The sequence below is a fragment of the Streptomyces sp. NPDC053493 genome (genome assembly GCF_044544825.1).
Taxonomy (GTDB): Bacteria; Actinomycetota; Actinomycetes; order Streptomycetales; family Streptomycetaceae; genus Streptomyces.
Map to the genome: position 1 here is coordinate 224,242 of NZ_JBITXS010000001.1, position 23,012 is coordinate 247,253.

Genomic DNA, 23,012 nt, shown 5'->3' on the forward strand with positions numbered 1-23,012 from the left:
ACGCTGTGGGCCAGACGCGATGTTGTTGAGAAGTGTAGTGGTGCGTCCGTGCACCTCGTACGCCTCGATGGAAGGATCACCCGTCCGTGGTTGGACGGGCTGTCCAAGGATGTGACACGGGGCCGGACGGACTGTCCGGCCCCGTGCCGAGAGGCTTACGCCTCCTCGTCGTTCACCCAGCTCATGAGCTTGCGCAGCTCCTTGCCGGTGGTCTCCAGGAGGTGCTTCTCGTCCTGGGTCTTGTACTCGTTGTACTTCTTCAGACCGCCGTGGTACTCGTCCATCCAGTTCTTGGCGAAGGTGCCGTCCTGGATGTCGGTGAGGACCTTCTTCATCTCGGCCTTGGTGGCGTCCGTGATGATGCGCGGGCCGGTGATGTAGTCGCCCCACTCGGCCGTCTCGGAGACGGACCAGCGCATCTTCTCCAGGCCGCCCTCGTACATGAGGTCGACGATGAGCTTCAGCTCGTGGAGGCACTCGAAGTAGGCGATCTCCGGCTGGTAGCCGGCCTCGACCAGGGTCTCGAAGCCCGCCTTGACGAGCGCGGAGGCGCCGCCGCAGAGAACGGCCTGCTCGCCGAAGAGGTCGGTCTCGGTCTCCTCGGTGAAGGTCGTCTTGATGACGCCGGCGCGGGTGCCGCCGATGGCCTTGGCGTAGGACAGGGCCAGGGCGAACGCGTTGCCGGTGGCGTCCTGCTCGACCGCGGCGATCGCGGGGACGCCGCGGCCCTCCTCGTACTGGCGGCGGACCAGGTGGCCCGGGCCCTTCGGGGCGACCAGGGCGACGTCCACGCCGGCCGGGGGCTTGATGAAGCCGAAGCGGACGTTGAAGCCGTGCGCGAAGAACAGCGCGTCGCCGTCCTTCAGGTTCGGGGCGATGGACGCCTCGTAGACCTGGGCCTGGATCGGGTCCGGGATCAGGATCATGATGACGTCGGCCTCGGCGGCGGCCTCGGCCGGGGTCACCACGCGCAGGCCCTGCTCCTCGGCCTTGGCCTTGGACTTGGAGCCCTCGTGCAGACCGACGCGGACGTCGACACCCGAGTCACGGAGCGACAGCGCGTGGGCGTGGCCCTGGCTGCCGTAACCGATCACCGCGACCTTGCGGCCCTGGATGATGGACAGGTCGGCGTCGTCGTCGTAGAACAGCTCGGCCACTGGGAATCTCCTTGAGGTGCTGGTGTTGCTCCCACCGTACGGCGGGGTGCGGGAGGAAGGATTTCGGGTCTCGCCAGGCGGACCGCCGGTTGGACCGGAGGCACCGCCAGGCTCGACGGACGGATCGCCGGGATCCGTCAGGCGCTGCGGTCGAGGGCCCGCAGGGACCGGTCCGTGATGGACCGGGCGCCACGCCCTATGGCGATCGTGCCGGACTGGACGAGCTCCTTGATGCCGAACTGCTCGAGCATCTTGAGCATCGCCTCCAGCTTGTCACTCGAACCGGTGGCCTCGATGGTGACCGCCTCGGGCGAGACGTCCACGGTCTTGGCGCGGAACAGCTGGACGATCTCGACGATCTGGGAGCGGGTCTCGTTGTCGGCGCGGACCTTCACCAGGACGAGCTCGCGCTGGATCGCGGCGCTGGGCTCGAGTTCGACGATCTTCAGGACGTTGACCAGCTTGTTGAGCTGCTTGGTCACCTGCTCCAGCGGCAGGTCCTCGACACTGACCACGATGGTGATGCGGGAGATGTCGGAGTGCTCGGTGACACCGACGGCGAGCGAGTCGATGTTGAAGCCGCGGCGGGAGAACAGGGCGGCGATCCGGGCGAGGATGCCGGGCGTGTTCTCGACCAGGACGGAGAGCGTGTGCTTGGTGGACATGGTGTGGGTCTCTTCCTTCGCTCTGCGCTTCAGTCGTCTTCGCCGTCGCCGAAGTCGGGGCGGACGCCCCGCGCGGCCATGACCTCGTCGTTGGAGGTGCCGGCGGCGACCATCGGCCAGACCTGGGCGTCCTCGTGGACGATGAAGTCGATCACGACCGGGCGGTCGTTGATGGCGTTGGCCTGCTCGATGACCTTGTCGAGGTCGGCCGGGTCCTCACAGCGCAGCGCGACACAGCCCATGGCCTCGGACAGCTTGACGAAGTCCGGGATGCGGGTGCCCCGCGCCTCCGGGTTGACGTCGTCCGGGCCGGAGTGCAGCACGGTGTTGGAGTAGCGCTGGTTGTAGAACAGGGTCTGCCACTGACGGACCATGCCGAGGGCGCCGTTGTTGATGATGGCGACCTTGATCGGGATGTTGTTCAGGGCGCAGGTGACGAGCTCCTGGTTCGTCATCTGGAAGCAGCCGTCGCCGTCGATCGCCCAGACCGTGCGGTCCGGCTCGCCGGCCTTGGCGCCCATGGCGGCCGGGACCGCGTAGCCCATCGTCCCGGCGCCGCCGGAGTTGAGCCAGGTGCGCGGCTTCTCGTAGTCGACGAAGTGGGCGGCCCACATCTGGTGCTGGCCGACGCCGGCGGCGAAGATCGTGCCCTCGGGCGCGAGCTTGCCGATCCGCTCGATGACCTGCTGCGGCGAGAGGCTGCCGTCCTCCGGCAGGTCGTAGCCGAGCGGGTAGGTCTCGCGCCAGCGGTTGAGGTCGCTCCACCAGGCGGTGTAGTCGCCCTTGTGGCCCTCGCTGTGCTCGGCCTGGACGGCCTGGACCAGGTCGGCGATGACCTCGCGGGCGTCACCGACGATCGGGACGTCGGCGGCGCGGTTCTTGCCGATCTCGGCCGGGTCGATGTCGGCGTGGACGATCTTGGCGAACGGGGCGAAGCTGTCCAGCTTGCCGGTGACGCGGTCGTCGAAGCGGGCTCCGAGGGCGACGATCAGGTCGGCCTTCTGCAGCGCGGTGACGGCGGTGACCGCACCGTGCATGCCCGGCATTCCCACGTGCAGCGGGTGGCTGTCGGGGAACGCGCCCAGGGCCATCAGGGTGGTGGTGACCGGGGCGCCGGTGAGCTCCGCGAGGACCTTCAGCTCGGCGGTGGCGCCGGCCTTCAGGACGCCGCCGCCGACGTACAGGACGGGGCGCCGGGCGGAGGTGATCAGCTTGGCGGCCTCGCGGATCTGCTTGGCGTGCGGCTTGGTGACCGGGCGGTAGCCGGGCAGGTCGGTCTGCGGCGGCCAGCTGAACGTGGTCTTCGCCTGGAGGGCGTCCTTGGCGATGTCGACCAGGACCGGGCCGGGGCGGCCGGTGGAGGCGATGTGGAAGGCCTCGGCGATCGTCCGCGGGATGTCCTCGGCCTTGGTGACCAGGAAGTTGTGCTTGGTGATCGGCATCGTGATGCCGCAGATGTCCGCCTCCTGGAAGGCGTCCGTGCCGATCGCCTTGGAGGCGACCTGACCGGTGATCGCGACGAGCGGGACCGAGTCCATGTGGGCGTCGGCGATCGGCGTGACCAGGTTGGTGGCACCGGGACCGGAGGTCGCCATGCAGACGCCGACCTTGCCGGTGGCCTGCGCGTAGCCGGTGGCGGCGTGGCCCGCGCCCTGCTCGTGGCGGACCAGGACGTGGCGCACCCGCTTCGAGTCCATCATCGGGTCGTACGCCGGGAGGATGGCGCCGCCCGGGATGCCGAAGACGGTGTCGGCCCCCACTTCCTCGAGAGAGCGAATGAGGGACTGCGCACCCGTGACGTGCTCGACGGGGGAGGCGGGCTGTGCTCCGCCACGGGTGCGCGGCTGCGGATGGTGCCCGGTGGCCTGCTCGGTCATCAGCGTTCTCTTCTCGAAGCAGAGGGTTTGGCGAGGTGTGGTGCGAGGCGGTGTGCGAGGCGTTTCAGGAGGGTTTGACTCGTTTTCGGGGCGAGCCGGTGCAACAAAAAACCCCTCGTGCCGGGAGGCAAGCGAGGGGAGCGCGTCGGGTGCGATTACAGGCGGCCTACTCGTGGGCCTGCCTCAGCCGACGCGCTTTCCAAGTACGAGAATTCGGGTGCGCATGGCACTGACCCTCCCCCCGACGCACCGTCACTGTCAAGTGGGTGGGACGGGCGTCTCACTATTTGAGCGCAACGAGGTACGGTTCGGGACACTCGCGGTGCCCGCGCTCACGGCCATGGCACCCGGCAGCGGGTACTCGTCGCGCACCAGGGCCCGGCGCAGCCGGTACTCGTCGAGCGGACCGGCGAAGGCCATGCCCTGACCATGGGTGCAGCCCATGGAACGCAGCGCGAGCACCTGCTCGGGCATGTCCACGCCGTCGGCGACGGACTGCATCCCGAGGTCGCCGGCGATGCGCAGCAGACCGCTGGTGATCTTGCGCAGTCTGGCCGATTCCACGATGCCCTCGACGAGGCCGCGGTCCAGCTTCAGTATGTCGACCGGGAGCCGGCGCAGGGCGTTGATGGCGGCGTGTCCGCTGCCGAACCCGTCGAGCGCGATCCTGACGCCCAGGCGGCGCAGGGCGGCGAGGCGCTGCTCCAGTTCGTCGAAGGTGACCCGCGGGTCGCGCGGGTCGCTGTCGGCGAGCTCGATGATCAGGGACCCGGACGGCAGGCCGTGCCGGGTGAGCAGGGACTCGACGGAGCCCAGCGGCAGCGAGCGGTCGAGCAGACGGCGGGCGGAGAGCCGGACGGTGACCGGGGTGCGATGGCCGATCCCGGCCCGCTCGGCGGCCTGCTCGACGGCCTCCTCCAGGAGCCAGCGGCCGAGCTCGGCGGTGCGCTCGCCGTCGTCGGCGGCCCGCAGGAACTCGGCCGGCGTGAAGAGGATTCCCTGCGCGGAGCGCCAGCGGGCCTGCGCGGCCACGGCGGTGATCCGTCCGGTGGCGAGGTCGACCACGGGCTGGTGCAGCAGGGCGAACTCGCCGTCGTGCAGGGCGGTGCGCAGCCGGGCGGCGAGCTCGGTGCGGCGGACGACCTCCGCCTGCATCTGCGGGGCGTAGAGCTCGACGCGGTCCTTGCCGCCGGCCTTGGCCCGGTACATGGCCAGGTCGGCGTTGCGCAGCAGGTCCCCGGCGCCGATGCCGGGCTCGGCGAAGGCGACGCCGATGGAGGCGGCGACCCGCACCTCGTTGCCGCTGTCGAGCCGGTACGGCTGGGAGAGCCGCAGCCGCAGCCGGTCGGCGATCTCGTGGACCCGGCACTCGCGCTCGGCCCGGTCGCGGGTGCCGTCACCGAGGATGAGCGCGGCGAACTCGTCGCCGCCGAGCCGGGCGGCGGTGTCGCCGGACCGTACGGAGTCCTGGAGCCGGCGGGCGGCCTGGACGAGCAGTTCGTCGCCGGCCTGGTGGCCGAGCCGGTCGTTGACGGCCTTGAAGCCGTCGAGGTCGATGAAGAGCACGGCGGTGCCGGGGTCGGAGGAGCGGCGGCCGCTGAGCGCGCCCCGCACCCGCTCGGTGAACAGGGCCCGGTTGGGCAGGTCGGTGAGCGGGTCGTGCTCGGCGTTGTGCCGCAGCTGCGCCTGGAGGCGGACGCGCTCGGTGACGTCGCGGCTGTTGAAGATCAGGCCGCCCTGGTGGCGGTTGACGGTGGACTCGACGTTGAGCCAGTCGCCGCGGCCGGAGCGGAAGCGGCACTCGATCCGGGTGGTGGGCTCCTCGGACGGGGAGGCGGCCAGGAAGCGGCGCACCTCGTGGACGACGGCGCCCAGGTCCTCGGGATGGATGAGGGAGGCGAGCTCGGAGCCGACCAGCTCCTCGGCCTCGCGCCCGTACACGCCGGCGGCGGCGGGGCTCACGTAGCGGAGGATGCCGCTGGGCGCGGCGATCATGATGACGTCGCTGGAGCCCTGCACGAGCGACCGGAAGTGGTTCTCCTTCTGGGCGAGTTCATGGGTGAGGGCGATGTTGTCGAGCAGCATGATGCCCTGCCGGACGACCAGCGCGAGCACCACCGTGCAGCCGGTGAGGACGACGACGCGGTCCACGCTGCGTCCCTCGACGACGTTGTACAGGATGCTCAGCGTGCAGACCGCCGCGGCGAGGTACGGCGTGAGCGCGGCCAGCGAGCCGGCCAGCGGGCGGCTGTGCGGGTGCCGGGCGCGGACGGCGACGTGACCGCCGTCGGCGGGCCGGCGCACGCCCCACGGCGCGTAGGCGAGCAGCAGGGAGCCGGCGAACCAGCCCGCGTCGAGGAGCTGGCCGGAGCTGTAGTGCTCGCGCAGCAGCGGCGAGGTGAACAGGGCGTCGCACAGCACGGTGAGCGCGAGGGCGGCGATGGCCGTGTTGATCGCGGACCGGTTGACGTGGGAGCGGCGGAAGTGCAGCGCGAGCACCATGCTGACGAGCACGATGTCGAGCAGCGGATACGCGAGGGAGAGCGCGGCCCTGGCGACGCTCTCGCCCGAGACGTACGCGGTGTGCGCGAGCGCCAGGCTCCAGGAGAGGGTCAGCAGGGAGCCGCCGATCAGCCAGGCGTCGAGCCCGAGGCAGACCCAGCCGGCCCGCGTGACGGGCTTCTTGGCGAGGACGAGCAGGCCGACGATGGCGGGCGGGGCGAAGAGCAGGAAGCACACGTCCGCGACGGAGGGGCTGGGCACCTCCTGGCGGAGCACGACCTCGTACCAGCCCCAGACGGCGTTTCCGGTGGCGGCCATGAAGGAGGAGAAGGCGAAGAGCAGCCAGGCGGGGCGGAAGCTGCGGTGGTGGCCGCGGGCGTAGAGCAGGCAGGAGACGGCGGCGGCGAGCGCGGCGGCGCTCAGCCCGAAGTCGCCCATGCACACGGCGAGTTGCCGGGAGCCCCAGCCGAGCGCGGCGCCGGTGGCGTATCCGCCGCAGACGAGCCCGAGCCCGATCTGCGCGAGCACGCCGCCGGGCCCTGCGGCGCCCGGTGCGGGCCGCCGCGGCGACGCGGGGCCGGTGGCGACCGGCCGGCGCCCGACGAGCGCGCCGGTGCTCACCGGCCCCTCCGCGATCTCGCCGGGATGCTCGTGCGCGCTCGCCTGCCGCTCCGCCCGCGCCGGCTCGTGCCCGCCGCACCCGCCGGAGTCCCGGTCGGCCTCGCAGCGCCGACGGCCGCCGGCGGCCGCGGCCGGGCGGACCGCCCCGGAACCGTCGGCCGCGGCGCCGCCGGCCGTCCGTGACGCGGGGTGCGGGCCCGGGTCGCCGGCGGGGGCGCGGGGCGCCGGGCGTGGGTCGAGGTCGTCGGCGAGGGCGCCGGCCGCGCGGGGCGCGGGCACGGCGCCGGGCCTGCCGGGCTCGGCGGCGTGGTCGGCACCGGCCGGGACCGGCTGGTCCGGCAGGGCGGCCGTGAGGTGCGGGAGGGTGGCCGGCGGCGGCTGCGGCGCGCCGGATCGTCGGTCGCTCGGCCGTGCTCCACCCGTCGCCCCCCTCGGAATCTGATGTCCCGTCACTTCGCTCCCCAGCGTCTGCCCGTTCCCGACGCAGTCCCCCGCCCCGGGACCATACACCAGGATCGTCACTCAGGGACAGGGTCGCAGTACTCTGCGTGACGATCTAGGGGCTCGCGAGGGGCGCACTCGGGGGGCGCACGCCCGTCCGAGGCCGTGGCCACGGACCGGGCATGATCGACGAGACACCCCCTAGGTGGTCAGGACCAGGTTCGCCGGCTCCTCCCCGGCCGCGAACCGGGTCAGCTGCGCCGCGAGCAGTCGCTTCGCGCGCGGCATGAACGCCGAGGTGGAGCCGCCGACATGAGGGCTGATCAGGACGCCGGGCGCGTGCCAGAGCGGGTGGCCGGCGGGCAGCGGCTCCGGGTCGGTGACGTCGAGCGCCGCGGTGATCCGGCCGCTCTCGACCTCCTTCAGGAGCGCCGCCGTGTCCACCACGGGGCCGCGCGCCACGTTGACCAGGAGGGCGCCGTCCTTCATCCGGGCGAGGAAGCCGGCGTCGGCCAGGTGACGGGTGTCGGCGGTGAGCGGCGTGGAGAGCACCACGACGTCGGCCTCGGGCAGCAGCGCGGGCAGCTCGGAGAGAGGATGCACGGGACCGCGCTCGGTGGCACGCGCGGAGCGCGCGACGCGCACGACCCGCGCGCACTCGAAGGGAACGAGCCGGTCCTCGATGGCCGCGCCGATCGATCCGTGGCCGACGATCAGCACCGACTTGTCCGCGAGCGCCGGATAGAAGCCGGCCCGCCACTCCTCGGCGTCCTGGCCGCGGACGAAGCCGGGGATGCCGCGCAGCGAGGCGAGGATCAGGGCGAGCGTCAGTTCGGCGGTGCTGGCCTCGTGCACGCCCTTCGCGTTGCACAGCCGCACGCCCGGCCGCAGCGCGGGAAGCCCGGGCGTGACGTGGTCGATGCCGGCGGACAGCGTCTGCACGACCCGCACGGAGCTCATCCGGGCCAGCGGCCGGCAGGCGATCTCCTCGCCCTTCATGTAGGGCACGACGTAGAACGCGCAGCGGGCGGGATCGGCCGGGAAGTCCGGTCCGCCGTCCCAGAATCGGTAGTTCAGGCCCGAGGCGCCGGGCGCGGGAAGCCCGTCGATCTCGTCCGCGGGAATCGGAAGCCACACGTCAGCGGCGGTGTCGTCGAGTGTCATGCTCGCGAGGCTATGCGAAGAATCCCGCACGCCATTGGTTACTTTGGGGGGCGGCACAGGGAGGGGTACCGGCAGGTGGAGCGCAGGACGATCGGGGCGGCGGCGCTCGGTGTGGGTGCGGTGGGCCTCGGATGCATGCCGATGAGCTGGGCCTACAGCCGCTCGCAGCAGCGGGGCGACCATTCGCTGCGGACGGTGCACGCGGCCCTGGACGCCGGGGTGAGCCTGCTCGACACCGCCGACATGTACGGCCCCTTCACCAACGAGCTGCTGCTCGGCCGGGTGCTCAAGGAGCGCCGCGCGGACGCCTTCGTGTCGACGAAGTGCGGGCTGCTCGTGGGCGACGGGCACGTGGTGGCCAACGGCCGTCCCGGCTATGTGCGGCGGGCCTGCGACGCCTCGCTGCGGCGGCTGCAGACCGATGTGATCGACCTCTACCAGCTGCACCGGGCCGACCCCGAGGTGCCGGTGGAGGAGACCTGGGGCGCGATGGCCGAGCTGGTGCGGGCGGGCAAGGTGCGGGCGCTCGGGCTGTGCGCGGTGGGCGCGCGGTCGAGCCGGCGGGGCGCGCCGGGCGGTGGCTACGAGGGAACGATCCGGCAGCTGGAACGGATCCAGCAGGTCTTCCCGGTCAGCGCGGTCGAGGCCGAGCTGTCGGTGTGGGCGCCGGAGGCCCTGGAGCGGCTGCTGCCGTGGTGTGCGGCGCGGGGTGTGGGTTTCCTGGCCGCGATGCCGCTGGGCTGCGGCTATCTGACCGGGACGCTGAAGCCGGGCGGCGGCTTCGAGGCGGACGACCCGCGAGCCCGCCATCCACGCTTCACGGCCGAGATGATGGCCGCCAACCAGCCGCTGGTGGCGGGCCTGCGGCGGGTGGCGGAGCGGCACGGCGAGGAGGTCACACCGGCGCAGGTGGCGCTGGCGTGGGTGCTGGGCCGCGGGCCGCACGTGATCCCGGTCCCGGGTGCCAAGCGGGAGCGGTGGGCGGTGGAGAACGCGCGGGCGGCGGAGCTGGTCCTCGACGCGGCGGACCTGGCGGAGATCGCGGCGCTGCCGGCGGCCCGGGGGTCGTGGGACTGAGCGCATGATCCGGCGTGGGGCCGGGAACCCGATCGGCGCGAGCGGTGTATCAAGAGGGGAAGATCGCCGCTGGAAGGGATCGGGAGCATGGGTCGAGCACGGGTCGTGCGGGGAGGTGTGGCGGGCGCCGCCGCGGTGCTGCTGCTGGTCGCCGGCTGTTCGTCGCCGTCGGACGGGGCCGGCGGGCGGGCGGCGACCTCTCCGGGATCGTCGGCCCCGCCCGTCTCGTCACCGCCCGTCTCGTCGCCTGCCGCCTCCACGCCGCCCGCGGCGGCCAGGGTGAGAGTGGCGGGCACGCTGACCGAGGGCCTGCGATCGCCGTGGGGCGTGGCCGAGCTGCCGGGCGGTGATCTGCTGGTCTCCTCGCGCGACGAGCGGACGGTCACCCGGGTCGACGCCGGGACCGGGCACAGGACCTCGCTGGGCGAGGTGCCCGGCGTGGTGCCGGGCGGCGAGGGCGGGCTGATGGGCCTCGCGGTGCGCGGTGACCGGGTGTACGCGTATCTGACCTCCGCCTCGGACAACCGGATCGTCCGCATGCGGTACGGCGGCGGGGCGGGCGACCGGCTCGGGCCTCCCGAGCCGGTGCTCACCGGCATCCCGAAGGGCCTGGTCCACAACGGCGGGCGGATCGCGTTCGGGCCGGACGGGATGCTGTACGCGGGGACGGGCGAGACCGGCCGGTCGCGGCTGGCCCAGGACAAGGGCTCGCTCGGCGGCAAGATCCTGCGGATGACGCCGGAGGGCCGCCCGGCGCCCGGCAATCCCTTCCCGGGCTCCGTCGTGTGGTCGTACGGGCACCGCAATGTGCAGGGACTCGCCTGGGACGACGCCGGCCGGCTGTGGGCGTCGGAGTTCGGGCAGGACACCTGGGACGAGCTGAACCGGATCCAGCCCGGGAGGAATTACGGCTGGCCGACGGTCGAGGGCAGAGCCGGCCGGACCGGGTTCACCGACCCGGTGGCCCAGTGGCCGACGGCGGAGGCCTCGCCGAGCGGGATCGCGTACGCGCGGGGCGCGATCTGGATGGCGGGCCTGCGGGGCGAGCGGCTATGGCGCATTCCGCTCTCCGGTGCGGAACGATCCGGGGAGCCGCAGGCGTTGCTGAAGGGTGAGTTCGGGCGGCTGCGCACGGTTCTGGCGACCGCGGGCGGCACCCGGCTCTGGCTGGTGACCAGCGAGACCGACACCCGGGGCACACCCGGGCCCGGCGACGACAGGATCCTCCGGCTGGAGATCACGCCGTGACGCCCGAGGGAGGCCGTTGACATGTTCAACCCGATCGAGGAGCTCTTCGCACCGGGCCGCAAGCACACCGAGGACGAGCGGCAGCGCCTCGCCCTGACCCGGGAGGACGTGGGCGAGGGCGATCCCTACAAGGGGCCGATAGACCTGGCCTCGGGCAAGGTGACCATACGGATACCCACCGAGGTCCCCGAGGAGCCGCCGGCCGACGCCGACGCCTCCGAGACCGCCGACTCCTCCGCCGCCGACTCCTCCGGCTCCTCGGGCGCCGCCGGCTCCACCGACGCCTAGGCCGGGGTCTGGGCGTCCAGGAGGCGCAGGCGGTGGGCCAGGGCCGCCGCCTCGCCGCGGCCGGAGACGCCGAGCTTGGCCAGGATGTTGGAGACGTGGACGCTGGCCGTCTTCGGTGAGATGAACAGCTCCTCGGCGATCTGGCGGTTGGTGCGGCCGTCGGCGACCAGCCGGAGCACGTCCTGTTCGCGCGGCGTCAGGCCGAAGGCGTCGCCCTCGGGCTCGGGCGCCGGCGGAGCGGCGGGGTCGGCGGTGAGCGGGGCGAGGCGGGCGCGGGCGGCCAGGAGCTCGACGTCCTCGCGCAGCGGATGGGCCCCGAGGCGTACGGCGGTGGCGTGGGCCTCGCGGAGCAGGGCGGCGGCCTCCTCGCGGCGGCCGCCCTCGGCGAGGAGGGCGTCGGCGAGGCGGTGCCGGACCCGGGCCAGGTCGTAGGGGCGCTCGACGGCCTCGAAGGCGGCGACGGTCTCGGCCCAGCGCTCGGCGGTGTCGCGGCCCTCGGCGCGGGCCAGCTCGGCCGAGACCTGCAGCGCGTAGGCCTGCCAGACGGGTGCCGGCGTGGCCAGGCCGCGTACGCAGCGGCGGATCAGGTCGAGGGCGGCGGCGCGGCCCTCGGCGGCGGCCGGCAGGCCCCGGGCGTCGGCCTCGGCGGTGACGGCGGCGAGGACGAGCGGCCAGCCGTAGCGGTGGGTGCCGGGCGGGAAGCCGGCCTCGGCGGCGGCGGCGAGCTCGGTCCGTACGTCGGCGAACCGGCCCTCGGCGGCGGCGACCGCGACGGTCAGCTGCGCCATCGGCAGCGTGTACTGCGGGATCGGGTCGCGGCTGCCGTAGCGGGCGGCGGCCTCGGCGAGGCGGGCCGAGGCCACGGCGGGCTCGCCGCGGGCGGCGGCGAGGTGGGCGAGCTGCAGCAGCGCGGTGCCGCCCGGCTTGCTGCCGGCGGCCCCGGTGCGCAGCAGCAGTTCGCACTCCTCCTGGACCCGGTCCCACTCGCCGAGGGAGTACAGCGACTCGGCGAGGTTGGCGCGGACCCAGCCGGAGCTGTCCATGAGGCCGTGGGCGCGGGCGGTCTCGATCCCGGTGACGGCGATCGCGACGGCCTCGCGGGAGCGGCCGAGGCCTTCCAGACAGGAGGAGATGTTCACATGGGCGCGTGAGGCCTCGTGGAACTGGCCGAGCGCCATGGTCCGTTCGCACACCTCGTGCAGTTCGGCGAGTCCGCGTTCGGTGTCCCCGGCGGCCACCATGATGGTGCCGAGGGTGCCGCGGGCGGAGAGTTCGGTGGCCTCGGCCCTGACGAGGCGGGCGTACTCGACGGCCCGTTCGGCGTCGGCGAGCGCGCCGGGGCCGGGCTTGCGGAGCATGCCCCAGCCGGCGGCGACCGCGAGGACGGCGGCGTGCACGGCGGACGGCGGCAGTCCGCGGACGAGTTCCTGGGCGCGGGCGATCTCCTCCCAGCCGTCGCCGCGGCCGAGGTTGGACTGGAGGCGGGCGCGCTCGACGTAGAACCAGGCGGCGCGCAGCGGGTCGCGTTCCTCGTCGCTGTCGAGCAGCCGCAGCGCCGTCCTGCCTATCTTCAGGGCGCGTTCGCGTTCGCCGGCCAGGCGGGCGGCGACGGCGGCCTCGGCGAGCAGGTCGAGGTAGCGCAGCGGCGCGGTCTCGGGGTCGCAGCCGCAGGCCGGGTAGGAGTCGGCGTAGTCCATGGGGCGCAGCGAGGCGCGGATCTCGTCGGGGACCTCGTGCCAGAGCTCCATGGCGCGTTCGAGGAGCCGGAGCTGTTCGGCGTAGGCGTGGCGCTTGCGGGTCCCGACGGAGGCGCGAAGCACGGCGGGCAGGGCCCGGGCGGCGTCGCGGGCGTGGTACCAGTACGTGGCGAGCCTGCCCTCGCGCTCGTCGGCGCGGACGAGGCCCGGGTCCTTCTCGAGGGCTTCGGCGTAGCGCCGGTGCAGGCGGGAGCGTTCGCCGGGCAGCAGGTCGTCGCTGACGGCCTCGCGGACCAGGGAGTGGCGGAAGCGGTAGCCGTCGCCGTCGGGTGCGGCGAGGAGGATGTTGGCGCCGACGGCGGACCGCAGGGCGTCGATGAGGGTGTCCTCGGGGAGTCCGCAGACGGCGGCGAGCAGGTCGAACTCGACGGTGGAGCCGCCTTCGGCGACGAGCCGGACGACCCGCTGGGCGGCTTCGGGCAGGGCCTCGACGCGGACGAGGAGGAGGTCGCGGAGGGACTCGCTCAGGGAGCCGAGGGCGGTGCCGCACGCGTGGGAGGCGATGAGCTCCTCGACGAAGAAGGCGTTGCCGTCGGAGCGTTCGAAGACCTCGGCGAGGAGGGCCGGGTCGGGTTCGGCGGCGAGGATGCCGGTGAGCTGGCGGTGCACCTCGGTGCGGGTGAAGCGGGCGAGTTCGACGCGGCGGACGGAGCGCAGCCGGTCGAGTTCGGCGAGGAGCGGGCGCAGCGGGTGGCGGCGGTGGATGTCGTCGGCGCGGTAGGTGGCGACGACGGCGATCCGGCCGCCGTCGAGGGTGCGGAAGAGGTAGGCGAGCAGGTGCCGGGTGGAGGCGTCGGCCCAGTGCAGGTCCTCCAGGACGAGGACGACGGCGCGGTCGGCGGCGAGGCGTTCGAGGAGCCGTACGGTCAGCTCGAAGAGGCGGGCGGTGGCGTCCTCGGCGGACGGCTCCTGGTTGCCGGGGTCGCCGAGTTCGGGCAGCAGGCGGGCGAGTTCGCCCTCGTGTCCCTCGGCGGCTGCGGCGAACTGTTCGGGCAGCTCGCGGCGCAGCGCGCGAAGGGCGGCGGAGAAGGGCGCGAAGGGCAGGCCGTCGGCGCCGATCTCGACGCAGCCGCCGACGGCGACGACCGCGCCCCGGTCGCGGGCGCGGTCGGTGAACTCCTCGACGAGGCGGGTCTTTCCGACGCCGGCCTCGCCGCCGACGAGAAGGGCCTGGGGCTCTCCCGCGGCGGCGCGGGAGAGCGCCTCGCTCAGGGCGGTGAGTTCGCCGGCCCGGCCGACGAACACGGGGCTGACTGACCTGGTCTCCACGGCGCCGAGCATCGCACAGGCGTCCGTCCTGGCGCTCATACGGGGTTCACGCGGCCCGGACGAAGCGCTGCCGGTCGGCGTTCACCCGCCCTTCGGGATCCTGGCGGCGATCGGCGCGGCGGGCCCTGGCGACGCGGGCGGCCTCGTGGGCCAGGCGCCGGGCGGCGGCCTCGCGGACGAGCTCGGTGTGGCGGGCCTGGTGGATCTGGTAGTCGAACATCGCGTTCTCCCTCACGTGTCCCGGTCCCTGCGGCGGTTCCGGTGTCGCTCTTTGCGATGCCCCTACCTTCCTCGGACAGAGGGGTCGGCCACATCGGGAGAGTGCCGCATGTTCGGCCCGCGGGGGGCCTTAGGGACCCGCTGGGGGTCCTTAGGCGGTCTTGGTGCTGCCTCAGGCGCTCTTGGCCGCGCGCCATTCGGGGGCGAGGACGGACCAGACCTCCATGTCGGCGCGCTTGCCGCGGTAGGGATAGCTCTGGCGCAGGACGCCGTCCCTGCTCATGCCGAGGCGGCGGGCGACGGCGATGCTGGGAGTGTTGGCGGAGGAGACGTGCCACTCGACGCGGTGGATGCCGCGCCGCTCGATCGCCCAGTCGATGATGACCCGGCAGGCGCGGGTGACCAGGCCACGTCCGGCGTATCCGGGTTCGACCCAGCAGCCGGCCTCGGCCAGCTCGTTCTCGGTGTCGAAGATCCGGAACATGACGCCGCCGACGAGCAGGCCGTCGACGCGGATGCCGTAGAGGTAGCCGGCGTCCTGGGCGGTCTTCTCGGCGTAGCGGACGAGGTGGGCGCGGGCGGTGGCGAGGTCGGTGACGACGTCGGGCAGGCCGACGTGGGCGCCGATGAACTCACGGCCGCGGTCGATGTGGGCGAGGAACTCCTCGGCCTGCCAGGGCAGCAGCGGCGTCAGTTCGGCCCCGTCGTCACCCAGCGATATCGCGAACATCCTCGGTCTCCTCCGCCTTCGCCGTGATCACCTTTTGTACGGGGATCTTCGCACGGTCCTCGGCGGCCTCGACGGCCTCGATCACGTCGACGTCGTCGATCGTGTCCAGGGCGTCGATCGCGTCGATCGGCTCGGCACCCGTACCGGCACCGGCACCGCCCGCGTCGCGGGCGTCGGCGGCGGCCCGGCACTCGGGCGGCTCGATGCTGATCCGGGGCAGCCGGCGGTCGAGCCAGCGCGGCAGCCACCAGTTCGCGCCGCCGAGCATGTGCATGAGGGCGGGGACGAGGAGGGTGCGCAGGACGAAGGCGTCCAGGGCGACGGCGGCGGCGAGCGCGATGCCGAACATGGCGATGACGCGTTCGCCGGAGAGCACGAAGGCGAGGAAGACGGAGATCATGATGACCGCGGCCGAGTTGATGACCCGGCTGGTCTCGGCGAGGCCGACCCGTACGGCCCGCCGGTTGTCGCCGGTCTCCAGCCACTCCTCGTACATCCGGCTGACCAGGAAGACCTGGTAGTCCATGGACAGGCCGAAGAGCACCGAGACCATGATCACGGGCAGGAAGGGTTCGATGGGGCCCGCGCTGCCGAGGCCGAGCAGTTCGCTGCCCCAGCCCCACTGGAAGATCGCGACGACCACGCCGAAGGCGGAGGCGACGGCGGCGACGTTCATGAGCGCCGCCTTGAGCGGGATGCCGATCGAGCGGAAGGCGAGCAGCAGCAGGGCGCAGCCGAGCGCGATCACGACGCCCACGAAGAGCGGCAGCTTGCCGACGATGATCTCGGCGAAGTCGTCGTAGGAGGCGGTGACGCCGCCGACGTGGACCTGGAGCGAGGTGCCGTCCGCGGCGGCCGGCAGGACGTCGTCCCGGAGCCGGTCGACGAGTTCGCTGGTGGCCTTGGACTGGGGCGAGGAGTCGGGGACGACGACGAGGACGCCGGTGTCGCCGGCCCGGTCGTAGGTGATCGGGGAGACGGACTCGACGCCCTGGGTGTGGGACAGCTTCGCCGGCAGCTGGTCGAGGGCGAGCCGGTCGTCGGCGCCGTCGAGGGAGGCGACGAGGGTGAGCGGCCCGTTCGTGCCGGGGCCGAAGCCCTCGGCGATCAGGTCGTAGGCCTTGCGCGTGGTTGCGGTGGCGGGGTGGTTGCCCTGGTCGGAGCTGCCGAGGTGGAGGGAGAGCGTCGGCAGCGCGAGCACGGCCATGACGACGGCGGCGACCGCGCCGAGCAGCTTGGGATGGCGCTCGACGAAGGCGGACCAGCGGGCGGCGAAGCCGGTGGGCAGCTCGGGCTGGGGACCGTGGTCCGCGAGCCGCCGGCGTTCGCGGCGGCTGAGGGCGCGCATGCCGATGAGGGAGAGCAGCGCCGGCAGCAGGGTGACGGAGGCGGCGACGGTGAGGACGACGGTCAGGCAGGCGGCGATGGCGACGCCGTTGAGGAAGCTGAGCCGCAGGATCAGCATGCCGAGCAGCGCGATGCAGACGGTGGCGCCGGCGAAGACGACGGCCCGGCCGGTGGTGGCGACGGCGGTGCGGGCGGCCTCTTCCACGGACAGGCCGCGTTTGAGGCCCTTGCGGTGCCGGGTCACGATGAACAGCGCGTAGTCGATGCCGACGCCGAGGCCGATGAGCATGCCGAGCATCGGGGCGAAGTCGGCGACGGTCATGAGGTGGCCGAGGAGCACGATCCCGGAGTAGGCGATGCCCACCGAGACCAGGGCGGTCGCTATGGGCAGCACGGAGGCGGCGAGCGAGCCGAAGGCGAGGAAGAGGACGACGGCGGCGACGGCCACGCCGACGATCTCGGCGATGTGTCCGCCGGGCGCCTCGGTGAGGCCGACGGCCTCGCCGCCGAGCTCGACCTGGACGTCGTCGGTGGCGGCGGCCCGGGCGGTGTCGACGAGGGCCTTGGCCTGGGCTTCGGGGATGTCGGAGGCCTGGGCGTCGAAGGTGACGTCGGCGTAGGCGGTGCGCCCGTCCTCGCTGATCCTGCCCTGCGCGGAGCCGTAGGGAGAGGTGACGGAGGCGATGCCCGGGAGGTCCTCGACCTTGTGGAGCATGGCGGTCATCCGCTGCTCGACGTCGGCGGCGCGCACGCTGCCGCGGTCGGTGTGCCAGACGATGGTGTCGGAGTCGCCGCCGGCGCCGTGGAAGCCCTGGGCGAGGAGGGCGGTCGCGCGACCGGACTCGGTGCCGGGGACCTCGTAGTCGTTGGAGTACGCGCTTCCGGCGATCGCCGCTCCGGTGGTGACTCCGCCGAGGGCGAGGAGCCAGAGCAGGACGGCGACGAGGCGGTGCTTGACGCACCACCGTGCGATGGCTGCCAAAGGACGTGCTCCCTGGGTGGTCGTTGCTCCGCCCACTGTCGCAGCCAAACGTGATCGTTTGCCCCTTTCGTGGCAATCCTCACAGTGGCGCGGCGGAGTCCGGGACGACGGTCCCGGGCCCCGCCGCGAAAGGCCCCTGAGCTGCGCGGCCTCAGCCCGACACGCTGGGGCGCCCGTTCTCGATGTGGCCCATGAGGCGGCGGCGGAAGCCGCCGGGGCCGGTCACCTCGACGTCGTACCAGCCGTGGGCGTCGGCGGCGGAGTGCACGACCGTACGGGAGCGGCCGGGCTTCACGGTGACGGTGCGGGTCCAGTCCCGCTGTCCGGCGAGGTCCTCGGCGTCCACGTAGCCGAGCGGCCGGACGGTGAAGGAGACCGGCTCCGCGGAGGTGTTGCGGACGGTGAGGTGCAGGTCACGGTCGTGGTGGTCGATCCGCGAGGAGAGCTCGGCGCCGCCCGCGGCCGGGCCGGCGAACTCGCGCCGGAAGCCGTTGGGCCCGGTGATCGTGAAGCGGTAACGATCACCGGTAAGGGGGACCGTCCAGGGAGCCGTGCCCCTGACGTCGCGGTGCTGCGGGACGGCGAACTCGCCCGCGTACGGGTAGAGCGCGAAGTGCGCGCTCGCCCGGCCGGTGTTGCTCAGCGTGACGGTGACGGCGCCGTCGCCGACGGTGGCCGAGGCGTCCGGCTGGTACGGCAGCGGGCGGGCCGGCCGGGTGCCGGGCTCCTGCACCGGCATCGACTGGACGGCCGGCGGCTGGGGCCGCCAGCGGCCGGTGAACGGCGGGACGGGGCCGGGCTGCTCGACGGGCGGCTGCCGGCGGGTGCGGTGGAAGTCGAAGGCGGAGGTCAGGTCGCCGGTGACGGCCCGGCGCCAGGGCGTGATGTTGGGCTCCTCGACGCCCGTCAACCGCTCCAGGAAGCGGATGACGGAGGTGTGGTCGAAGGTCTCGGAGCAGACGTAGCCGCCGACCGACCAGGGGGAGACCACGAGCAGCGGGACGCGGATGCCGAGGCCGGTGGGCTGGCCCTTCCAGCGCTCGTCCGTGTTGTCGGCCGGCGGGACGGGCGGCGGCACGTGGTCGAAGAAGCCGTCGTTCTCGTCGTAGTTGATCAGGACGACGGTGTGGCGCCACACGTCCGGGTGCGCGCCGAGGGCGTCGAGCACCTGGTAGACGAGGCCGGCGGAGGCGACCGGCGAGGAGGCGCCGGGGTGCTCGGAGTCGACCGCCGAGGGCACCAGGTAGGAGACCTCGGGCAGGGTGCCGGCGGCGACGTCGGCGCGGAAGGCGTCGGCGAGGGTGCCGGTCTCGACCCGGCGCAGGCCGCGCTCGAAGAGCGAGCGCTCGGCATCGGTGAGGGTCGCCACGCCCTCCTCCAGGAGGCCGAGGAGGCGGGCGCGCTCCGCGTTGTCGTCGGTGTCGCGGACGGCGGCGTAGAAGGACTCCATGAAGGTGTGCCCGCCGGTCCTGGCGAGCGCCTTGCGGGCGATCTTCTTGAAGCCGGTGAAGAACTCGATGTTGTTGTCGGTGAAGTTCTCCCACTCGGTGTACGTCTTCCAGCTGCGCCCGGCGGCCTCGAGCCGTTCGGCGTAGGTGGACCAGCCGTAGCCGGGGTGGGTGGCCTCGGCGTAGGCGGCGTTGGTGACGGCGCGGCTGCCGTCGGCCTCGTAACCGGTCCAGCCGGACCACAGGTGGTTGCGGTTGGGACTGGTGGAGGTGTGGACGGAGGAGTGGTACGCGTCGCAGATGGTGAAGGTGTCGGCGAGCTCGTAGTGCAGCGGGATGTCGCGCCGGTCGTAGTACGCCATGGTGGCGGCGGTCTTGGCGGAGACCCAGCCGTCCATCCAGCCGCCGTGCCAGGCCTTGGCGCCGCCGCTCCAGGAGTGGTCGAGGTCGCCGATGTACTGGAGGTCCTTGGCCTGCGTCTCGGCGGCGCCGCGGACCGGGAAGGGCAGCACGGTGCGGCCGAGCGGGCCGGGCTGCTCGAAGACGGGGCGGCCGGAGGGCAGTTCGATCGCGTTGCGGTCGCCGAAGCCGCGGACGCCGCGCAGGGTGCCGAAGTAGTGGTCGAAGGAACGGTTCTCCTGCATCAGGATCACCACGTGCCGCACCGCCCGCAGCCCGCCGGCCGGCGGCTCGGCGGCCATCGCCGCCTGCAGCGAGGGCGGGAGCAGCGATCCCGCGGCGGCGACGCCGAGGGCCCCTCCGCCGAGTGCGAGCAGCCTTCTGCGCGAAATCTCCGGTGCCACGGCCCCGACCTCCTCATCGACAGCCAATGGTTCTCCTTCGAGCCATTGGAGTGGTACGCCAGGGACGGTAATGAGACGCGGTGACGCGGAGAAGACCCCGTGGGGGCCTGGTGATGAACGTCCAAGAGGTCGGGCCCGGGAGTCCAAGTGACGGCCGGGCGGTCGGTACGGTGGCGGCCATGACCGACAGCACCCCCGTGGACAAGTGGGGCACCTACGAACTGACCCTGCTCTTCCCGCCGTTCACACCGACCGGCCCGACGCTCTCCGACGCGCCCGCGCCGCCCAACGACCCGGTACGCGCCCGACGCGTCGCCGAGTCGCTCGGCACCGTCGCCGAGGTCGTCGAGGAGCTGCCCTCGCGCGCCCTGGACGACCTGCCGTCGCCCGGGACCCGCGACGACCTCGACGTCGTCGCCGTCGGCTGCTGGGGCGGCCTCGTCCTGGTGGTCGACCCGGCCCTGGCCTCGGACGCGGTGGTCTCCTCGATGGCCGAGGAGATCGGCCGGCAGCGGGCGCTGCACCCGGATGCCCGGATCACCGGGGCGGTGTTCCTCGACGCCGGACAGGAGTTCAGCGAGTACCTGGTGGACCTGCCCGGCGGACCGGCCCTGCGGGTCGGCGGCTGGGACGACGAGGAGGAGTGGGCCCGGCACGGCGACCCCGAGGAGATCCTGCGCACGCTCGACGTCGACCCGGCCGGGCACGGCGAGGACCTCGACCTCGACGAGGACCCGCGCTTCGTCGACTGGGACGCCTTCCTGGCGCTCGCCCTCGGCCCGCAGGTCACCGACGGGGACCGGTCGCGGCTGCGCCCTTCGCTGTTCCGGGTGCGGCGCAGCGAGCGGGGCGCGGCCGCCCTCGCCGACGTCTGGTTCGGCTGATCTCCGGCAGCCAACTCACCACCAAAACTTCACAGTTGCCACGCTGCAATGTACGCATCAAGCGGCGCGGGGCGCCCTAGGGTGAGGTATTCGGGGGTGGTGTCAGCTACGGGGGCCGTGCACCTCACCCCTCACTCAGATGACTCTCCCTGCCCCCAACTAGGGATCAGCAAACGTGAGTTCTCACATACCGACCCGACCGAAGACGCGCCTGAGGGCGCGTGTGGCGGCCGTCGTCCTGGGCACCTCGCTGCTCGCCGTCGGACTGCCCGTCACGCTCGGCGGCGCCCAGCAGGAGGCCGAGGCCGCGCCGCGTACGCGCTGCCACGACAAGTTCGGCACCAGCCCGACGGCACCGCCCCGCCAGACCCTGCCCGGCTACAAGCCGGCCGGCCCGAACCAGTGGCAGACGCCCAACGCCGAGCAGCGGCTCTACGACTTCGAGCAGCCGACGCTCGCCGTCACCGGCCTGAAGAAGCCCGCCGACGTCGCCAAGTACGGCCAGGACACCGGCAAGTACACGATCGGCACGCCGGAGCACGCCTACGCCTCCTGGAACAAGCGGCAGGCGAGCGGCAACGCCTACGACGGCGCGTTCGAGGACTGGCTGAGCGACGTCTACATCGAGAACAACGCCCGCAACCGGCGCGGCGGCGGCTTCGAGCGCGAGGTGGTCCGCTACTTCGACCTCGGCGGCGTCGACTGGCTGTGCGAGCAGTACCTGAAGGACCTCGACCCGCAGCTCGACAAGGAACTGCGCGAGAAGCTCGGCGACAAGGTCGTCGGGCCGAAGGGCCGGCGCTACGACGCGATCGACCCGCGCAACAAGATCGCCTACGAGTTCAAGTCCGGCATCGACCCGAAGCCCGGCCAGCTGAAGGTCGACGCGGAGATGGTCAGGCGCGGCTGGCGCGTGATCTACATCCACGGGCAGGAGCCCGACCCGAAGGTGCTCGCCAAGTACAAGGCCGCCGGCATCGGCTACTACCGGCACGGCGCCACCCCGGCCCCGTACGCGACCGGCAACCAGTACACGGCGAAGTACCCGAACCTGATGTCGCCGAACCCGGCCAAGCCGTCCGTCGGCGCCGGCAACGACCTGGTCCGCCGCTCCATGCCGACCCCGGAGGACGTGCGCCGCAGGCAGGAGGCGGCGCGCCCGTTCCTGCAGAACCCGCAGGCCGCCACGCGCGGCCCGGGCGGCGTCGACTTCACCAGCCTGGAGCTGCGCTACGTCGGCCAGAACGAGACCGGCAGCCTGAACTACTCCTTCTCCGCGAAGAACACCGACGAGGACGAGAACCCCGGCTTCGGCGGCATGGAGAAGGCCCAGATGGCCTCGGACTCCTTCTTCACCTGGCTGGCGCTGTCACCCGAGAAGTTCTGGGTGAACCTCAACCCGGACGAGCCGGAGCGGATCATGGACCGCTCCTTCGCCAAGACCGACGCGGGCCGCGTGCTGCTGGACGCGGACCTGGAGATGAAGCACGACTTCTCGCGTGCGATGGATCCCAAGACGCCGGCCGGCGCCGAGTTCTGGAAGAACCTGACCCACAAGGACAACCGGATCTGCCTGCACGGCATCCGCAACTGGATCACCCCGCTGCCGGCCAAGGTGCGTGAGCAGGACGGCGGCATCTTCATCCTGGACGCCCCGCTCAAGGTCAACTCGGTCCCGCAGGAGACCAGGACCCAGCCGCCGGGCGAGCAGTGCCACCTGACCGAGGCCGAGATCCAGCACAACCAGCGCCTGGTCGAGCGGCTCCTCGTCCCGATCGTCGAGAAGAAGATCGCCGAGGGCCCGGCCTACGCCGACCTGCGGCGCGTCTACGCCTCCCGGGTGGCCGCGGAGTGGATCAAGCAGCAGGACGTCAAGAAGCCCGGTGAGTTCCACCGGATCATCGGCAGCAACGACGTGAGCCGCTGGCCGATCCGCGGTGCGAAGTGGGACTCGTACGAGGTCTGGAAGAACTACCGCAAGTCGTTCATGGAGGGCGACTACAAGTACGAGTACAAGGAGGGCGAGTACGTCTACACGCTGACCGTCGGCGGTGTCGACTTCTCCAAGTCGCCCAAGAAGAACATCACCCGCACCCAGTTCAACGCGGAGAAGCCCAACCTGACGGACGTCACCAAGGGCTCCCGGGCGGAGGTCCTCGGCTACAAGGACTCCGGGACGACCCTGCTCGGCGGCGACACCGCCGTCCGCAAGACCGGTCCCAAGCCGACGCCGACGCCGACGCACCCGACGCCCAGCCCGTCCCCGACGAAGCCGGGCGGCGACCCGTCCACCCCGCCGCCGAGCGCCACGCCGGGCCCGAACAAGCCCGGTGAGCACGGATCGGGCGGCACCGGCGGCGACCTCGCCGACACCGGTGCCGGCGCGCCGGTCGGCCTGATCGCCGGTGTGGCGGCGGCCCTCGCCGCGGCGGGCTCGGCCCTGCTGTGGTGGAAGCGCCGCCGCAGCGTCGCCGGACGCTAGGCGACGGCGCCCGTACGACGGCGGCGGCCCCGCACCGGAAGTCCGGTGCGG

15 protein-coding genes are annotated in these 23,012 nt (G+C 72.8%); 5 read left to right on the forward strand and 10 right to left on the reverse strand.

What is annotated here, in order from left to right; genetic code table 11:
• Nucleotides 1-155 precede the first annotated feature (155 nt).
• The 5 genes from ilvC to ACIGO8_RS01035 form a co-directional block, all read right to left on the reverse strand.
• Entirely contained in the window at nt 156-1,157 is a 1,002-nt protein-coding gene (gene ilvC, locus ACIGO8_RS01015; RefSeq protein ID WP_365338012.1) for a ketol-acid reductoisomerase, read from the reverse strand.
• Between the two features lie 137 nt (nt 1,158-1,294).
• Nucleotides 1,295-1,822: an acetolactate synthase small subunit gene (ilvN, locus tag ACIGO8_RS01020; protein ID WP_399722446.1), complete on the reverse strand. Its 528-nt coding sequence runs from the start codon at nt 1,820-1,822 to the stop codon at nt 1,295-1,297.
• A gap of 29 nt (nt 1,823-1,851) precedes the next feature.
• On the reverse strand, nt 1,852-3,699 hold the full coding sequence (locus tag ACIGO8_RS01025; RefSeq protein WP_399722448.1) for an acetolactate synthase large subunit: 1,848 nt from the start codon (nt 3,697-3,699) through the stop codon (nt 1,852-1,854).
• 258 nt (nt 3,700-3,957) lie between these two features.
• Nucleotides 3,958-6,729, reverse strand: coding sequence for a putative bifunctional diguanylate cyclase/phosphodiesterase (locus tag ACIGO8_RS01030; protein ID WP_399724224.1), 2,772 nt, complete (start codon nt 6,727-6,729; stop codon nt 3,958-3,960).
• A 735-nt stretch (nt 6,730-7,464) separates the two neighbouring features.
• Nucleotides 7,465-8,427, reverse strand: a complete 963-nt coding sequence (locus tag ACIGO8_RS01035; RefSeq protein WP_399722451.1) for a 2-hydroxyacid dehydrogenase — start codon at nt 8,425-8,427, stop codon at nt 7,465-7,467.
• A gap of 75 nt (nt 8,428-8,502) precedes the next feature.
• Here ACIGO8_RS01035 and ACIGO8_RS01040 point away from each other — a divergent pair, with 75 nt between their 5' ends.
• From ACIGO8_RS01040 to ACIGO8_RS01050, 3 genes are all read left to right on the forward strand, one after another.
• Entirely contained in the window at nt 8,503-9,504 is a 1,002-nt protein-coding gene (locus tag ACIGO8_RS01040; protein WP_399722454.1) for an aldo/keto reductase, read from the forward strand.
• A gap of 87 nt (nt 9,505-9,591) precedes the next feature.
• Nucleotides 9,592-10,752 carry a PQQ-dependent sugar dehydrogenase gene (locus tag ACIGO8_RS01045; RefSeq protein ID WP_399722457.1) on the forward strand — a complete coding sequence of 387 codons (1,161 nt, stop codon included), beginning with the start codon at nt 9,592-9,594 and terminating at the stop codon, nt 10,750-10,752.
• A gap of 21 nt (nt 10,753-10,773) precedes the next feature.
• A complete protein-coding gene (locus ACIGO8_RS01050; protein WP_399722461.1) occupies nt 10,774-11,040 on the forward strand; it encodes a DUF6191 domain-containing protein in 267 nt (88 codons plus the stop codon).
• Here the strand turns inward: ACIGO8_RS01050 and ACIGO8_RS01055 are convergent.
• From ACIGO8_RS01055 to ACIGO8_RS01075, 5 genes are all read right to left on the reverse strand, one after another.
• Nucleotides 11,037-14,105, reverse strand: a complete 3,069-nt coding sequence (locus ACIGO8_RS01055) for a BREX system ATP-binding domain-containing protein (protein WP_399722464.1) — start codon at nt 14,103-14,105, stop codon at nt 11,037-11,039. The genes ACIGO8_RS01050 and ACIGO8_RS01055 overlap by 4 nt on opposite strands.
• Before the next feature lie 7 nt (nt 14,106-14,112).
• Nucleotides 14,113-14,286 carry a hypothetical protein gene (locus tag ACIGO8_RS01060; RefSeq protein WP_399722466.1) on the reverse strand — a complete coding sequence of 58 codons (174 nt, stop codon included), beginning with the start codon at nt 14,284-14,286 and terminating at the stop codon, nt 14,113-14,115.
• Nucleotides 14,287-14,457: 171 nt separating this feature from the next.
• On the reverse strand, nt 14,458-15,015 hold the full coding sequence (locus tag ACIGO8_RS01065) for a GNAT family N-acetyltransferase (protein ID WP_399722469.1): 558 nt from the start codon (nt 15,013-15,015) through the stop codon (nt 14,458-14,460).
• Nucleotides 14,993-17,344 (reverse strand): MMPL family transporter, encoded by a 2,352-nt coding sequence (locus ACIGO8_RS01070; protein ID WP_399722472.1) that lies wholly within the window; start codon nt 17,342-17,344, stop codon nt 14,993-14,995. Before ACIGO8_RS01070 ends, ACIGO8_RS01065 begins: the two co-directional genes overlap by 23 nt.
• 151 nt (nt 17,345-17,495) lie before the next feature.
• Nucleotides 17,496-19,595 (reverse strand): phosphocholine-specific phospholipase C, encoded by a 2,100-nt coding sequence (locus ACIGO8_RS01075; protein ID WP_399722475.1) that lies wholly within the window; start codon nt 19,593-19,595, stop codon nt 17,496-17,498.
• A gap of 179 nt (nt 19,596-19,774) precedes the next feature.
• On the opposite strand from ACIGO8_RS01075, the gene ACIGO8_RS01080 reads away from it, so the two are divergent.
• Together ACIGO8_RS01080 and ACIGO8_RS01085 are read left to right on the forward strand one after the other, a co-directional pair.
• Nucleotides 19,775-20,479, forward strand: a complete 705-nt coding sequence (locus ACIGO8_RS01080; RefSeq protein WP_399722478.1) for a DUF6333 family protein — start codon at nt 19,775-19,777, stop codon at nt 20,477-20,479.
• A gap of 175 nt (nt 20,480-20,654) precedes the next feature.
• On the forward strand, nt 20,655-22,961 hold the full coding sequence (locus tag ACIGO8_RS01085) for an LPXTG cell wall anchor domain-containing protein (RefSeq protein ID WP_399722481.1): 2,307 nt from the start codon (nt 20,655-20,657) through the stop codon (nt 22,959-22,961).
• Nucleotides 22,962-23,012 lie beyond the last annotated feature (51 nt).

Coding starts and splice junctions, on each gene's coding strand:
- ACIGO8_RS01055 (WP_399722464.1), bottom strand. CDS start 14,105: ATGAGCGCCAGGACGGACGCCTGTGCGATGCTCGGCGCCGTGGAGACC.
- ACIGO8_RS01060 (WP_399722466.1), bottom strand. CDS start 14,286: ATGTTCGACTACCAGATCCACCAGGCCCGCCACACCGAGCTCGTCCGC.
- ACIGO8_RS01045 (WP_399722457.1), top strand. CDS start 9,592: ATGGGTCGAGCACGGGTCGTGCGGGGAGGTGTGGCGGGCGCCGCCGCG.
- ACIGO8_RS01080 (WP_399722478.1), top strand. CDS start 19,775: ATGACCGACAGCACCCCCGTGGACAAGTGGGGCACCTACGAACTGACC.
- ilvN (WP_399722446.1), bottom strand. CDS start 1,822: ATGTCCACCAAGCACACGCTCTCCGTCCTGGTCGAGAACACGCCCGGC.
- ACIGO8_RS01050 (WP_399722461.1), top strand. CDS start 10,774: ATGTTCAACCCGATCGAGGAGCTCTTCGCACCGGGCCGCAAGCACACC.
- ACIGO8_RS01065 (WP_399722469.1), bottom strand. CDS start 15,015: ATGTTCGCGATATCGCTGGGTGACGACGGGGCCGAACTGACGCCGCTG.
- ACIGO8_RS01025 (WP_399722448.1), bottom strand. CDS start 3,699: ATGACCGAGCAGGCCACCGGGCACCATCCGCAGCCGCGCACCCGTGGC.
- ACIGO8_RS01035 (WP_399722451.1), bottom strand. CDS start 8,427: ATGACACTCGACGACACCGCCGCTGACGTGTGGCTTCCGATTCCCGCG.